12 protein-coding genes and 2 tRNA genes are annotated in these 14,798 nt (G+C 58.5%); 13 read left to right on the top strand and 1 reads right to left on the bottom strand.

Annotated features, from left to right (window positions below; translation table 11 throughout):
- Positions 1–238: 238 nt before the first annotated feature.
- The 3 genes from carA to greA all read left to right on the top strand — a co-directional run bounded on the left by carA (position 239) and on the right by greA (position 5,160).
- Entirely contained in the window at positions 239–1,384 is a 1,146-nt protein-coding gene (gene carA, locus BMX75_RS08525) for a glutamine-hydrolyzing carbamoyl-phosphate synthase small subunit (protein WP_175474720.1), read from the top strand.
- A gap of 72 nt (positions 1,385–1,456) precedes the next feature.
- Complete coding sequence (gene carB, locus BMX75_RS08520) at positions 1,457–4,687, top strand: carbamoyl-phosphate synthase large subunit (protein ID WP_092827116.1); 3,231 nt, start codon at positions 1,457–1,459, stop codon at positions 4,685–4,687.
- The gene (gene greA / locus BMX75_RS08515; RefSeq protein WP_066316139.1) at positions 4,684–5,160 is read left to right on the top strand and encodes a transcription elongation factor GreA; all 477 of its coding nucleotides are present in this window, start codon (positions 4,684–4,686) and stop codon (positions 5,158–5,160) included. Before carB ends, greA begins: the two co-directional genes overlap by 4 nt.
- Before the next feature lie 102 nt (positions 5,161–5,262).
- Here greA and yhbY read toward each other — a convergent pair whose 3' ends face one another.
- The gene (gene yhbY, locus BMX75_RS08510) at positions 5,263–5,589 is read right to left on the bottom strand and encodes a ribosome assembly RNA-binding protein YhbY (RefSeq protein WP_092827114.1); all 327 of its coding nucleotides are present in this window, start codon (positions 5,587–5,589) and stop codon (positions 5,263–5,265) included.
- A 115-nt stretch (positions 5,590–5,704) separates the two neighbouring features.
- On the opposite strand from yhbY, the gene rlmE reads away from it, so the two are divergent.
- The 10 genes from rlmE (at position 5,705) to nusA (ending at position 14,787) form a co-directional block, all read left to right on the top strand.
- Positions 5,705–6,355 (top strand): 23S rRNA (uridine(2552)-2'-O)-methyltransferase RlmE, encoded by a 651-nt coding sequence (gene rlmE, locus BMX75_RS08505; protein ID WP_092827112.1) that lies wholly within the window; start codon positions 5,705–5,707, stop codon positions 6,353–6,355.
- Positions 6,356–6,557: 202 nt separating this feature from the next.
- A complete protein-coding gene (gene ftsH, locus BMX75_RS08500) occupies positions 6,558–8,561 on the top strand; it encodes an ATP-dependent zinc metalloprotease FtsH (protein WP_092827110.1) in 2,004 nt (667 codons plus the stop codon).
- Positions 8,562–8,672: 111 nt separating this feature from the next.
- Positions 8,673–9,590, top strand: a complete 918-nt coding sequence (gene folP, locus BMX75_RS08495) for a dihydropteroate synthase (protein WP_422822066.1) — start codon at positions 8,673–8,675, stop codon at positions 9,588–9,590.
- Positions 9,587–10,936 (top strand): phosphoglucosamine mutase, encoded by a 1,350-nt coding sequence (gene glmM / locus BMX75_RS08490; protein WP_092827108.1) that lies wholly within the window; start codon positions 9,587–9,589, stop codon positions 10,934–10,936. The genes folP and glmM overlap by 4 nt, the downstream gene beginning before the upstream one ends.
- Positions 10,937–11,014: 78 nt before the next feature.
- Positions 11,015–11,764, top strand: a complete 750-nt coding sequence (gene tpiA, locus BMX75_RS08485) for a triose-phosphate isomerase (RefSeq protein WP_092827106.1) — start codon at positions 11,015–11,017, stop codon at positions 11,762–11,764.
- A 4-nt stretch (positions 11,765–11,768) separates the two neighbouring features.
- Positions 11,769–12,128 (top strand): preprotein translocase subunit SecG, encoded by a 360-nt coding sequence (gene secG, locus BMX75_RS08480; protein ID WP_092827104.1) that lies wholly within the window; start codon positions 11,769–11,771, stop codon positions 12,126–12,128.
- A gap of 34 nt (positions 12,129–12,162) precedes the next feature.
- Positions 12,163–12,249, top strand: a tRNA-Leu gene (locus BMX75_RS08475).
- 122 nt (positions 12,250–12,371) lie between these two features.
- Positions 12,372–12,448: transfer RNA gene (locus tag BMX75_RS08470), tRNA-Met, on the top strand.
- A gap of 290 nt (positions 12,449–12,738) precedes the next feature.
- Positions 12,739–13,200: a ribosome maturation factor RimP gene (rimP, locus tag BMX75_RS08465; RefSeq protein ID WP_066316117.1), complete on the top strand. Its 462-nt coding sequence runs from the start codon at positions 12,739–12,741 to the stop codon at positions 13,198–13,200.
- Positions 13,201–13,272: 72 nt separating this feature from the next.
- The gene (gene nusA, locus BMX75_RS08460) at positions 13,273–14,787 is read left to right on the top strand and encodes a transcription termination factor NusA (protein ID WP_092827102.1); all 1,515 of its coding nucleotides are present in this window, start codon (positions 13,273–13,275) and stop codon (positions 14,785–14,787) included.
- Positions 14,788–14,798: the final 11 nt, after the last annotated feature.

The raw sequence follows: 14,798 nt of genomic DNA, 5'->3' as shown, positions 1-14,798 counted from the left end.
GATTAGAGAGATAGCTAATCGCTGCACCATGACGGTTAGCCATGGATGAGAACAACAAGCGGGATGAAACCGATTTTTATCGGCGTCATCCCGCTTTTTTACGGCCGTTGTTTTAATGGCGACAGCTTCAATGACGATAGTTTTAAAGAATGAGCGTCGTGGATAATGAAGAAATTGCTGAGCCTGCGCCCACAGGCTCCCACCAGTCTGGGAGGATCTTGTTTTGAATAGCCCCGCATTGAGCAAACCCGCAATACTGGCTCTGGAAGATGGCAGTGTCTTCCACGGGACCGCCATTGGCGCGGATGGCGTCACAAGCGGTGAGGTGGTGTTCAATACAGCCATGACCGGCTACCAGGAAATCCTCACCGACCCATCCTATACCCGCCAAATCGTTACGCTCACCTACCCGCATATCGGCAATACCGGCACTAACAGTGAAGATGTGGAATCCGCCTCGATTGCCGCTGCAGGTCTGGTGATTCGCGACCTCCCGCTGCTGGCCAGCAGTTTCCGCTCCGAGCAAACGCTTTCAGACTATCTGAAAAGCCAGAACGTCCTGGGCATTGCCGATATCGACACCCGCCGACTGACGCGCATCTTGCGCGATAAGGGCGCTCAGAACGGGGCAATTCTGGCGGGCGCTGATGCCGAGGGCGATGATGCGGTAGCGCGAGCGCTGGAAGCCGCCCGCGCGTTTCCGGGCCTGAAGGGTATGGACCTTGCCAAGGAAGTGTCTTGCAAAGCGATCTATGAGTGGTCGGAGGGCGAGTGGGCGCTGGGTGAAGGTTATGCGGATGCGACGCAAGGTGACCGCCCCTACCATGTAGTGGCGTACGACTACGGTGTGAAATTCAACATCCTGCGCATGCTGGCGTCACGCGGCTGCCGTCTGACGGTGGTGCCCGCGCAAACGCCTGCCGCCGAGGTCATGGCGCTGAACCCGGATGGCGTCTTCCTGGCCAACGGCCCGGGCGACCCGGAGCCCTGCGACTACGCCATCAAAGCCATTCAGGACGTGCTGGAAACCGACACGCCGGTGTTCGGTATTTGCCTGGGCCACCAACTGCTGGCGCTGGCCTCGGGGGCGAAAACCGTCAAGATGGGCCACGGCCATCACGGTGCCAACCACCCGGTGCAGGACCTGGATAGCGGCGCGGTGATGATCACCAGCCAGAACCACGGCTTTGCGGCAGACGAAGCGAGCTTGCCGGATAACCTGCGTGCCACGCACCGTTCGCTGTTCGATGGCACCTTGCAGGGGGTCGAGCGTACTGACCGTCCGGCCTTCAGCTTCCAGGGGCACCCGGAAGCCAGCCCCGGTCCGCGCGATGTGGCACCGCTATTCGATCGCTTTATCGCCATGATGCAGGCGCGGCGCTAACGCAACCCTTGGCTGCCGCCATCCATCGTCGTCTTTTGTCGCTCATCGCCACCATTTTTTGCGGGAACCGTTATGCCTAAGCGTACCGATATCAACAGCATTCTTATCATTGGCGCTGGCCCGATCGTGATCGGCCAGGCCTGCGAATTCGATTACTCCGGCGCCCAGGCGTGCAAGGCGCTACGTGAGGAAGGCTTTCGGGTGATTCTGGTCAACTCGAACCCGGCGACCATCATGACCGACCCGGTCATGGCCGATGCCACCTACATCGAGCCAATCACCTGGCAGGCGGTCGAGAAAATCATCGAAGCCGAAAAGCCCGACGCCATCCTGCCCACCATGGGCGGCCAGACGGCGCTGAACTGTGCCCTCGATCTGGAAAAATATGGTGTGCTGGCCAAGCACGGCGTCGAAATGATCGGTGCCAATGCCGATGCGATCAACATGGCCGAAGACCGTGACTTGTTCGACCAGGCCATGAAGCGGATTGGCCTGGAATGCCCGAAAGCCAAAGTCGCCCATACCATGGAAGAAGCCTGGGATATCCAGGCGGAGCTTGGCTTCCCGACGATTATTCGCCCGTCCTACACCATGGGCGGCTCCGGCGGCGGCGTGGCGTACAACAAGGAAGAGTTCGAGGAAATCTGTATCCGTGGCTTCGAGCTCTCCAACAACCACGAACTGCTCATCGACGAGTCGCTGCTGGGCTGGAAAGAGTACGAGATGGAGGTCGTGCGCGACAAGAACGACAACTGCATCATTGTCTGCGCGATCGAGAACTTCGACCCCATGGGCGTGCATACCGGCGACTCCATCACCGTGGCCCCGGCGCAAACGCTGACCGATAAAGAGTATCAGATCATGCGTGATGCCAGCCTCGCGGTGCTGCGCGAGATTGGTGTAGAGACCGGTGGCTCCAACGTCCAGTTCGGCATGGACCCGAAAACCGGCCGCCTGGTGGTGATCGAGATGAACCCGCGGGTGTCGCGTTCGTCGGCGCTGGCCTCCAAGGCCACCGGTTTCCCGATCGCCAAGATCGCCGCCAAGCTGGCGGTGGGCTATACCCTGGATGAGTTGCAGAACGATATTACCGGTGGGCGTACACCGGCGTCGTTCGAGCCGTCCATCGACTACGTGGTCACCAAGATTCCGCGTTTCACCTTCGAGAAATTCCCCCAGGCCAACGACCGCCTGACCACCCAGATGAAGTCGGTGGGCGAAGTGATGGCAATCGGCCGTACCTTCCAGGAGTCGCTGCAGAAAGCCCTGCGCAGCATGGAAACCGGCAACGACGGCCTTGACCCGGTGATTACCGATTTCACGCCGGACAACATGGCAATTATCCAGGGCGAGCTCCAGGCCGCCGGTGCCGAGCGTATCTTCTTTGTGGCGGATGCCCTGCGTGCCGGGATGAGCGTCGAGGAAGTGTTTACGCTGACCAATATCGATCGCTGGTTCCTGGTCCAACTGGAAGACCTGATTGCGACCGAGGCCGCGGTGGCTAAACGCTCCTTGAGTGAGTTCTCTGCCCGTGAGCTTTTCCAGCTTAAGCGCAAGGGCTTCTCCGACGCCCGCCTTGCCCGGCTGCTCGGCGTCGCGGAAAAAGAGTTTCGTAAAACGCGCCAGGCGGCGGGTATCCGCCCGGTCTACAAGCGCGTGGATACCTGTGCCGCAGAGTTTGCCTCGGATACCGCTTACATGTACTCCACCTACGAAGAGGAGTGTGAGGCGGACGTGTCCGATCGCCAGAAGATCATGGTGCTGGGCGGCGGCCCCAACCGGATTGGTCAGGGCATCGAGTTCGACTACTGCTGTGTGCACGCGGCGTTTGCCATGCACGACGATGGCTATGAAACCATCATGGTCAACTGCAACCCGGAAACCGTTTCGACCGACTACGACACCTCTGACCGGCTCTATTTCGAGCCAGTGACCCTGGAAGACGTGCTCGAAATCGCCGACAAAGAAAAGCCGGTGGGCGTGATCGTCCAGTTTGGCGGCCAGACGCCACTGAAGCTCGCCCGCGAGCTCGAAGCGGCGGGCGTGCCGATTATCGGTACTACGCCGGACGCCATCGACCGCGCCGAAGACCGAGAGCGCTTCCAGCAGATGATCGGCAAGCTCGGTCTGAAGCAGCCGCCCAATGCCACGGCGCGCAGTTTCGACGACGCCTTTGCCAAGGCCGAAGCCATCGGCTACCCCTTGGTGGTGCGGCCCAGCTACGTGCTCGGCGGTCGGGCCATGGAAATCGTCTACGACGCCTCCGAGCTCGAAAATTACATGACCAACGCGGTGAAGGTGTCCAACGATTCGCCGGTACTGCTGGACCACTTCCTCAGCGCCGCGGTGGAGATCGATATCGACGCGGTCTCCGACGGCCAGCAGGTGGTCATCGGTGGCATCATGCAGCACGTCGAGCAGGCGGGCGTGCACTCCGGTGACTCGGCCTGCTCGCTGCCGCCTTACTCCTTGCCTGCCGACGTTCAGGACGAGATGCGCGACCAGGTCAAGAAGATGGCCGTGGAGCTGGGGGTCAAGGGGCTGATGAACGTGCAGCTTGCCTGGCAGGACGGCGAGATCTACGTGATCGAGGTCAATCCGCGTGCGTCGCGTACCGTGCCCTTTGTCTCCAAGTGCATCGGTACGTCGCTTGCCCAGGTCGCGGCCCGCTGTATGGCCGGTAAAACCCTTGCCGAGCAGGGGTTTGAACGTGAAATCGTGCCGCACTTCTACAGCGTCAAGGAAGCGGTATTCCCGTTCAACAAGTTTCCGGGCGTTGACCCGATCCTGTCGCCGGAAATGAAATCCACCGGCGAGGTGATGGGGTCAGGCGATACCTTTGCTGAAGCCTTCTTTAAAGCCCAGTTGGGCGCGGGAGAAGCGATTCCAGCGCTCACCGGCGAGCGCAAGGCATTTCTGTCCGTACGCGAGCCGGACAAGCAGGGGATTATCGAAGTGGCCCGTTCTCTGCTAACATTGGGTTTTACTCTTTGTGCAACGCGTGGCACGGCAGCTGCCCTGGAAGCGGCTGGTCTGTCAGTGGAGCACGTCAATAAAGTCTACGAAGGTCGTCCCCATATCGTCGATCTGTTGAAGAACGACGAAATCGCCTACATCGTGAACACTACCGAAGGTCGCCAAGCCATTAACGACTCTTCGGTCATTCGCCGTACTGCTCTCGCGCGCAAGGTGCCCTATGCGACCACCTTGGCGGGCGCTAATGCCGTTTGCATGGCGCTAGAGTACGGTAGGGAGATTACGGTGCGGCGCCTTCAGGATCTGCATGCAGGAGCAAGTCAATGAATAAGGTCCCGATGACGGTAGCGGGCGAGAAAAGTCTTCGTGATGAACTCAATCACCTCAAGAGCGAGGCGCGCCCCCAGGTGATTGCGGCTATTGCTGAAGCGCGTGAGCACGGCGACCTTAAGGAAAACGCCGAGTATCATGCCGCACGGGAGCAGCAGGGGTTTATCGAAGGGCGTATCCAGGAAATTGAAAGCAAGCTGTCAGGCGCCCAGGTGATCGATGTTACCAAGCTGCCCAAGACCGGGAAGGTGATTTTTGGCGTGACGGTATCGCTGCTCAATCTGGACACCGACGCTCAGGTGACGTACCGGATTGTGGGTGAAGATGAAGCCAATATTAAGTCAGGGCTCATCTCGGTGACATCACCGATTGCCCGTGCGCTTATCGGTAAAGAGGAAGGCGATGCGGTCGTGGTGACGACCCCGGGTGGCGACGTCGAGTACGAGATCGAGAGCGTTGAGCACCTCTGACTCAAGCTGGAAGCATGAAGAAAAACACCCCCGCAACCATGGCTGCGGGGGTGTTTTGTATGACGGCGAGTGGGGCATACTGGCGTCTAGCTCAGGCGAGATTCAGTGGCGGCCGTGGTGATTTTCGAAGCGTTTGATGTTCGAGAGCTTCGGGTTCACTTGCGGATTGCGGCGATAAAGCAGCGCCATCTTGCCGATGGTCTGAACCGGTTCTGATTGGCTGTGGTTGATCAGTTCCTCGAGCATGGCGGCGCGATCATCGCGTTCCGGCAATGCCAGCTTTACCTTGATCAGTTCGTGGTCTTTGAGCGCACGGTCGAGTTCAGCCAGTAAATTGTCCGAGACGCCGTTCTCTGAAACGGTGACGACCGGATTCAAATGGTGACCAATGCTGCGAAATGCTTTCTTTTGTGCCTGTGACAAGCTCATGGTATCTTGCGGTATCCCAGTTTGCGCTTAACGTTCCATCTTACGGTGAAACGCCACCAAGTGAAAGACATGGTGTAAAAGCGCGCCATCGCCTCTTCCAGTGTTAGATTCTGTCATGCAGCAAACGCCCCCGGGCCGTAAGCGGCCAACGAGCAAAACCAGCGCAAGCTGGATGAAAGAGCATTTTGACGATCCTTACGTCAAGCAAAGCTGGCAGGATGGCTATCGCTCCCGGGCGAGCTATAAACTGCTTGAGATCGACGAAAAAGACAGGCTGCTGCGGCCTGGCATGACCGTCATTGACCTTGGCGCTGCGCCAGGGGGGTGGAGTCAAATTGCCGCCGAGAAAGTAGGCCCGCAGGGCAGGGTCATCGCCTCCGATATTCTCGACATGGATGGGCTGGCCGATGTGTCCTTTGTTCAGGGGGACTTTACCGAGGAGTCAGTGCTCAACGCGATTCTTGAGCAGTTGGAGAATCGTCCGGTAGACCTTGTGATGTCGGACATGGCCCCCAATATGAGTGGTATGGCGGCGATTGATCAGCCGCAAGCCATGTATCTGGTGGAGCTGGCGCTTGAGCTGGCGCGTGAAACGCTTTCTCCGGGGGGGCAGTTGCTGGTAAAGGTCTTCCAGGGCGAGGGTCTTGACGTTTATCTGAAAGAGCTTCGCGGAAGCTTCAAGCGGGTGGTGACGCGCAAACCCGGTGCGTCTCGGGCGCGGTCCCGTGAAGTCTATCTGCTGGCGGAGGGCTTTCGGGGGGCATGATCAGCACAAGGCCTATCGACAGGATTTATCACCGCGATAGCCAGACAGACAGTTGCAAAGTGTGTCACATTACGCCATGAAGGCGAGCGTGGCACAGATGGCCCAAGGCATTAGACGCCTTGGCAATGGTTGAACCCTCGAGGCTAGTGTAAGGTCTCACCTGTAGGTTTAACTGACGGATTCTTGTAATGAGGGTAGCCCCTTGAACGATATGGCAAAGAACCTGATTCTGTGGTTGGTCATCGCGGCCGTGCTACTGACAGTGTTCAATAACTTCAGTACTGAAAGCGCGCCTCAGACGATGAACTACACTCAGTTCGTCGAGCAGGTGCAGGAACAGCAGGTGCGCAGCGTTACCATTGATGGCTATACCATCACCGGTGAGCGCTCTGACGGGTCACAGTTCCAGACGATTCGTCCTGCGGCAGAAGATCCCAAGCTGATGGATGACCTGCTGAGCAACAACGTGACGGTGATCGGTAAGGAACCGGAGCAGCAAAGCATCTGGACGCGTCTACTGATTGCCAGCTTCCCGATTCTGCTGATCCTGGCCATTTTCATGTTCTTCATGCGTCAGATGCAGGGCGGTGCCGGTGGAGGCAAAGGCGGCCCGATGAGCTTTGGCAAGTCCAAGGCCAAGCTGCTTTCCCATGACCAGGTCAAGACGACGTTCTCGGACGTTGCCGGTTGCGATGAAGCCAAGGAAGAGGTCGAAGAACTCGTCGACTTCCTGCGCGACCCGACCAAGTTCCAGCGTCTGGGCGGCACCATTCCGCGAGGCGTTCTGATGGTGGGTCCACCGGGTACCGGTAAAACGCTGCTGGCAAAGTCGATTGCCGGCGAAGCCAAGGTGCCGTTCTTCTCCATCTCCGGCTCTGACTTCGTGGAAATGTTTGTCGGTGTCGGTGCGTCCCGCGTTCGCGATATGTTTGAGCAGGCCAAGAAGCAGGCGCCGTGCATCATCTTTATCGATGAAATTGATGCGGTAGGCCGCTCGCGCGGTGCTGGCATGGGTGGCGGTAACGACGAGCGTGAACAGACCCTCAACCAGCTATTGGTCGAGATGGACGGTTTCGAGGCCAACGAAGGCGTCATCGTGATTGCGGCTACCAACCGTCCTGACGTGCTTGACCCCGCATTGCTGCGTCCTGGCCGTTTTGACCGTCAGGTAACCGTTGCCTTGCCCGATATCCGCGGGCGTGAGCATATCCTTGGCGTGCACCTGCGCAAGGTGCCGCTGGCCGACGACGTCAAGCCGCAGCTGATTGCACGCGGCACGCCCGGCTTTTCGGGTGCCGACCTGGCCAACCTGGTCAATGAAGCTGCCCTCTTTGCGGCCCGTCGTAACAAGCGGCTGGTCAGCATGGAGGAGCTCGATCTGGCCAAGGACAAGATCATGATGGGTGCTGAGCGCAAATCCATGGTCATGACCGACAAGGAAAAGCTCAATACGGCTTACCATGAGTCAGGCCACGCGATTATCGGCCTGGTGGCACCGGCCCACGACCCGGTTTACAAGGTAACGATCATTCCTCGGGGGCGGGCATTGGGTGTCACCATGTTCCTGCCTGAAGAGGATCGTTACAGCCTGTCGCGTCAGCAAATCCTGAGTCAGATCTGCTCGCTGTTCGGTGGTCGTATTGCCGAAGAGATGACGCTTGGGCCTAACGGTGTTACCACAGGGGCGTCCAACGACATCAAGCGCGCCACTGAGCTTGCCCATAACATGGTTGCCAAGTGGGGACTGTCGGATGAAATGGGCCCGATCATGTACGACGAGGACGAGTCCCACCAGTTCCTCGGTGGCCCTGGTCAGGGCGGCTCCAAGATGAAGTCGGGTGAAACCACCACGCGGCTTGATAAGGAAGTCCGCAAGATCATCGATGATTGCTACGAGGAGGCACGCCGCATTCTGACCGAAAATCGCGATAAGCTCGATGCGATGGCGGAAGCGCTGATGAAGTACGAAACCATCGATGCCGACCAGCTGAAAGATATCATGGACGGCCGCGACCCGCGCCCACCGGAAGGCTGGAATGACGGCGATTCCCCCGGTGGTGGCACGCCTGCTGCAAGCGATCAGCCCAGCGCGTCGCCCAGCGATGATACGCGTCATGGTGATGAGGCAGGTGGCGATGGCGATTCAGATGATGAAGAGCCGAGTCGTCGGCCCTCCGACCCGCTAGGTGGCCCTGCCGGCCCTTAGTCTAACGTCCGGCTGTTGCGCTAACGTCAAGGCGTCCCCAAACGGGACGCCTTTTTGTTATGCTGTATACGCACCTATAATACCGATATGTTTTTCCGACCAGGCGACAGCATGACTTTTACGGCACGTCCCACCCCGTCGGCGCCGCTGGCGCAGTTTCCTTCGCAACTGCGTTGCGGCCGACATTTACTTGATCTGTCCTTTCCTCGTGTCATGGGCGTTTTGAACGTCACACCGGACTCATTCTCTGACGGTGGCCAGCACGTGGCATTGGACGATGCGTTGCGGCGCGCCGAGCAAATGCTGGCGGAAGGCGCCGCCATGATTGATGTGGGCGGTGAGTCGACCCGACCCGGCGCCTCGCCCGTTGCTGAGCAGCAAGAGCTTGACCGTGTCGCGCCCGTCGTAGAGGCGCTTGTACGCGAGCTGGATGCGCTTGTGTCGGTGGATACCAGCTGTCCCGCCGTCATGCACGAGGCGAGTGCGCTGGGGGCAGGCATGATCAACGACGTGCGGGCACTCGAGCGGGATGGGGCCCTGGCGGCCGCCATGGGGAGCGGCTTGCCGGTGTGCCTGATGCATCGCCAGGGCGAGCCCCAGAACATGCAGCAGGCGCCCGCTTACGATAAGCCCATCGAAGAGGTGGTTGTGGACTACCTGGCGGCCCGAGTCGCCGAGTGCGAGGCCGCAGGTCTTCGCCGTCATCGCCTGCTCGTGGATCCAGGCTTTGGTTTTGGTAAAACGGTCGAGCACAATCTGCGCTTGCTGAATCGCATGGATATCCTACAGTCCCTGGGCCTGCCGGTACTCGCGGGCATGTCGCGCAAGAGCATGATCGGTAAAGTGCTGGGTCGCCCTATCGACGAGCGGCTGCCAGGCGGGCTTGCGCTGGCGGCCATGGCGGTTGAGCGCGGGGCGAGTATTGTACGCGTCCACGATGTGGGGCCGACGGTCGACGCCGTCAATATGGCGTGGGCCGTGTGGCAGGAAGGCTGCGAGGCCTCTACCAGAAAGGAGAGTAACGCATGACAAGACGCTATTTTGGTACGGACGGTATTCGCGGAAGGGTCGGTCAGTCACCGATTACCGCCGATTTTATGCTCAAGCTGGGCTGGGCGGCGGGTCAGGTATTGCGCCGGGAGAAAGGTCGTACCCGGGTGTTGATCGGCAAGGACACGCGTATTTCGGGTTACATGTTCGAGTCTGCGCTTGAGTCAGGGCTGTCTGCTGCGGGGGCCGACGTGGCACTACTGGGGCCAATGCCGACCCCTGGTATTGCCTATTTGACGCGCACTTTTCGTGCCGATGCCGGGATCGTGATTTCAGCCTCGCACAACCCCTTCGATGATAATGGCATCAAGTTTTTTTCGGCAGAGGGTAAAAAGCTCCCGGATGCAATTGAAGACCGAATCGAGACCATGCTGGATTCGCCGTTAACCACCGCCGGGGCCGCCCAACTGGGCAAAGCCATGCGTATTGACGATGCGGCCGGCCGCTATATCGAGTTTTGCAAATCGACCCTGCCCGATCGCCTCAGTCTGCATGGCTTGACCATTGTGCTCGACTGCGCACATGGTGCCACCTATCACATCGCCCCGAGTGTGTTTCGTGAGCTGGGGGCCGAGGTCAGCGTCATTGGTGGCATGCCGGATGGCCTGAATATCAACCAGGACGTTGGCTCGACGCACCCGGCAGCGCTGCGTGCGGCGGTGATCCAGCAAGGCGCCGACCTGGGGATTGCCTTCGACGGCGACGGCGACCGTGTATTACTGGTCGATTCCGATGGCCGTGAAGTCGACGGGGACGACATTCTTTACCTGATTGCCCGGGATCGTCACGCGCGTGGTTTGCTGGATGGCGGTGTGGTGGGGACGCTCATGAGCAACTTTGGCCTGGCGATGGCGTTTGAAAAAATGGGTATTCCATTTGAGCGCGCCAAGGTCGGTGACCGTTTCGTGATGGAGCGTATGGCAGCCAATCAGTGGGAGCTGGGTGGCGAATCGTCGGGCCATATCCTGTGCAGCCATGTTCAGACGACCGGAGACGGCATCGTCGCCGCGCTGCAGGTCCTGGCGCTGATGATGCGTGAACAGCAGACGCTTCCCGCCTTGTTAAGAGGTTTGGAAAAAGTCCCGCAGGCGCTGGTGAACGTCAGGTTGCCAGCAGGGACCAATGCCAAGAGCGTGATGGCTTCGGAGCCGCTAGAGAAGGCAGTGGCCGCGCTCGAACAGGAGTTGGGCGATGAAGGTCGTGTCTTGCTCAGGGCGTCAGGCACTGAGCCGTTAATTCGTGTCATGGTGGAAGGCCGCGCACATCTGGACGTCGACAAGTTGGCAAATCGCCTGGCCGAACAGGTGCAGGCGCTGCTTAAATAGCGTCTGCTGACAACAGCGGTTGTCTTGACAAGTCCGCTCCTATACCATTTCGCTCCACCTTGAGTGTGAGGAGGCTTCATGCGTAGGCCATTAATTGCCGGTAACTGGAAAATGAACGGTTCGACGGCTCTGGTGAAAGCGTTTGGCGATGCGTTTGCAGCCGCCAGGTTGCCCGCTGGCGTTGATGTGGTCGTGATTCCGCCTTTTCCCTACCTGGAAACGGCGCGGCAAGCCTTCAGGAATACGTCGCTAAAACTCGGGGCGCAGACGCTCAATCCTCAGCCCTCGGGCGCGCATACCGGTGAAGTCAGTGGCAGTATGCTGCAAGAGTTTGATGTCGCTTATGTACTGGTCGGTCATTCAGAGCGGCGGCAGCTTTATCAGGAAACTGACGAGCAGGTATTTGACCGCCTGATGGCGGCCCTGGCGTCAGGGCTTACGCCGATTCTCTGTGTCGGGGAAACCCTGGAGGAACGCGATGCCGGGCACACCATGGATGTCGTGCTGGGTCAGGTAGAGTACGTAATGTCTCGCCTGGAGCCCGCCCAGCGTTCTGAGGTGGTCATCGCCTATGAGCCGGTATGGGCGATTGGCACAGGGCGAACGGCAACGCCTGAGCAGGCTCAAGAGGTCATGGCCGGTATTCGGTCTTATCAGGCCTCGTTCGATGCGGTACTTGCCGAGCAGCTCAAGCTGTTGTACGGCGGCAGCATGAACGCAAACAATGCGGCTGAGCTGCTTGCTCAGCCGGATATCGACGGCGGTTTGGTGGGCGGTGCTTCGCTCAAAACCGACGATTTTCACGCCATTTGTCAGTCAGCAGGATAACGCCATGCAAGTTGCAATTCTTATGGTCCACGTGGTGATTGCGATCGCCCTGGTTGTGCTCATCCTGCTTCAGCAGGGTAAAGGTGCCGAAGCAGGTGCCGCCTTCGGTGGCGGTGCGTCGCAAACGGTATTTGGTTCACGCGGTAGCGGTAATTTTCTGTCCCGTTTCACGGCCATCCTTGCCGCAGGCTTTTTCGTCACGTCGATGGCGCTGGCCTACTTTGCCACCCAGGCAGGACAGGCGCCGGAAGCGGGTATTCCTGACGCCAACCTGATTGAGCAACAGCAAAGTGCACCAATGCTTGACGAAGGTAACGAAAGTGCGGATAATGCCGCGCCAGTGCTAGAGGAAAGCAGCGAGTAACTGATTGATCTTGCTTCCTCGAGCCTCCCCTGATGCCGAAGTGGTGGAATTGGTAGACACGCTATCTTGAGGGGGTAGTGACCTTACGGTCGTGCGGGTTCAAGTCCCGCCTTCGGCACCATCTGATGCGCTGGTTCGCCAGTTCCCCAGACGTAATAAACGCTCCTTGGTTGAAGCGTCTAAAGGATAAAAGACAGCTTGACGGAATAAGCACAAGCGTCTATTATCTGCGACCTAGATTGATGCGGGGTGGAGCAGTCTGGTAGCTCGTCGGGCTCATAACCCGAAGGTCATCGGTTCAAATCCGGTCCCCGCTACCACTTTCTGGCGATAAGCAAGCATGTGCGAGCGTTTCATGTCATGAGAGGCGACGCCATCATCAAGGGGTTTCCCAATGCTTACCGTCATGTTGGTGTAACAGGTTTCTTTCGAAAAGCCCCTTCCTGTGAAGGGGCTTTTTGTTAGCAGCTTTTCGTTAACAAGCGTGTCTCAAGGGCGGATGCCCATCGGCTTGCCGGAGGCACATTTCCGGGTAACGCCAATCAGCCACCTAGCTTTTCATATGTCTCCTGGCCAGGTGCCTGATGCAACGGCTATAGGAGCAACGTCTGTGGCCACAAAACATGCGGCGCTGCACGCGCTGATAGAACCTGTTGTTGCTGCCATGGGCTTTGAGCTATGGGGCATCGACCATCTTTCGCAGGGTAAGCATTCGCGTTTGGTGATTTATATCGAACGTGAAAGCGGCGTCAATGTTGAAGACTGCGCCGATATCAGTCGTCAAGTCAGCGCGATATTGGACGTCGAAGATCCTATTCCGGGGGAGTACCGACTCGAAGTGTCTTCGCCGGGCATGGCACGCCCGCTGTATACCCTGGATCATTTTTCCCGTTTTCAAGGACACCATGTCGCATTAAAACTGCGCGCACCCTTTGACGGGCGGCGCAAGTTTCAGGGGTTGCTGGCAGGTGTCGAGGGCGACGAAATACTGCTGCAAATGGATGGCGAAGAGTATTGTTTTCCGATTGAAGGCATTGATTCTGCGCACGTTGTACCGCAGTTCGACGATTAACCAGGTGGCGTGGTGGCCGGCAGGCAGTTGGCGCGATGCACATAAGGACAGGTTTTCTGGCGAGGCAAACGCATGAGTAAAGAAATATTAATGGTCGTTGACGCGATCTCTAACGAAAAAGGTGTTCCCCGCGACGTTATTTTTGAAGCGGTGGAATCTGCTCTTGCGAGCGCGTCACGCAAGCGTTTTGACAATGAAGAAGCCAACGTGCGGGTACACATTGACCGTCGCACGGGGGATTACGAGACGTTTCGCTACTGGACGGTCGTCGAAGACGACGAATTCGAAACGCCAGATTACGAAATCAAGCAAAGCATCGCTGAACAGCGCGATCCGCCGCTGAAACTGGGCGATGTCGTCGAACAGAAAATCGAAAATGCCGTCTTTGGTCGCATCGCGGCACAAACGGCCAAGCAGGTCATCGTGCAGAAAGTGCGCGAGGCCGAGCGTGCCGAAGTCGTGCGTCAATATACCGATCGCGAAGGAGAGCTGGTCGCCGGTATTGTCAAAAAGACCACGCGCGACGGCTTGATCATTGACTTGGGTGATAACGCGGAAGCGTTTCTGCCGCGCAACGAAATGATCCACGGTGAGCGCTACCGCATGAACGAGCGTGTTCGCGCGCTGCTGGTCAAGGTCGACCCGGACGCGCGTGGCGCCCAGCTGCAGCTGTCGCGGACCTGCCCCGAGCTGATTATCGAGCTGTTCAAGATTGAAGTGCCGGAAATAGCCGAGCAGCTCATCGAAATAAAGGGCGCGGCAAGGGATCCCGGTTCACGCGCCAAGATTGCCGTGAAGACCAACGACCGACGCATTGATCCCGTCGGTGCCTGTGTCGGCATGCGCGGCTCTCGCGTGCAGGCGGTATCGACCGAGCTGCAGAACGAGCGTGTCGACATCGTGCTGTGGGATGACAATCCGGCACAGCTGGTGATAAACGCCATGGCACCCGCCGATGTGGCGTCTATCCTTGTTGACGAGGATGCCCATGCGATGGATGTCGCCGTCGCTCAGGATAATCTGGCCCAGGCCATTGGTCGTAGCGGCCAGAACGTGCGTCTGGCCTCTGATCTGACCGGTTGGCGGATCAACGTCATGACCGAAGACGAAGCGGAAGCCAAGCGCGACCAGGAAATTGATAGTCTGGTGGATTCTTTTGTCAGCCATCTCCAGGTCGATGAAGATGTTGCCCGCCTGTTAGTGGACGAAGGGTTCACGACCCTTGAAGAAGTCGCCTACGTGCCGCTTGAAGAGATGCTCGAGATCGAAGAGTTCGACGAGGATCTGGTTGAAGAGCTGCGTGCACGGGCAAAAGACGAGCTGCTGACGATGGCGATTGCCTCGGAAGAAGCGCTAGACGGTGCCCAACCAGCGGACGACCTGCTGGCGATGGACGGCATGGAGCGCCACCTGGCCTTCATTTTTGCCAGCCGCGGCATTGTTACCATGGAGGATCTCGCCGAGCAGTCTGTTGATGATCTGGTCGATATCGAGGAGTTGGACGAAGCGCGCGCAGCGGCACTGATCATGACTGCCCGTGCGCCCTGGTTTGAAGACGATGACGCGTCGGATTCGAACACACAGTAAACAGGTCACGG

This window comes from Vreelandella subterranea, from assembly GCF_900111305.1.
Lineage (GTDB): Bacteria > Pseudomonadota > Gammaproteobacteria > Pseudomonadales > Halomonadaceae > Vreelandella > Vreelandella subterranea.
The sequence above is the reverse complement of the archived record's forward strand: the minus strand, read 5'-3'. Positions and strand labels throughout refer to the sequence as shown.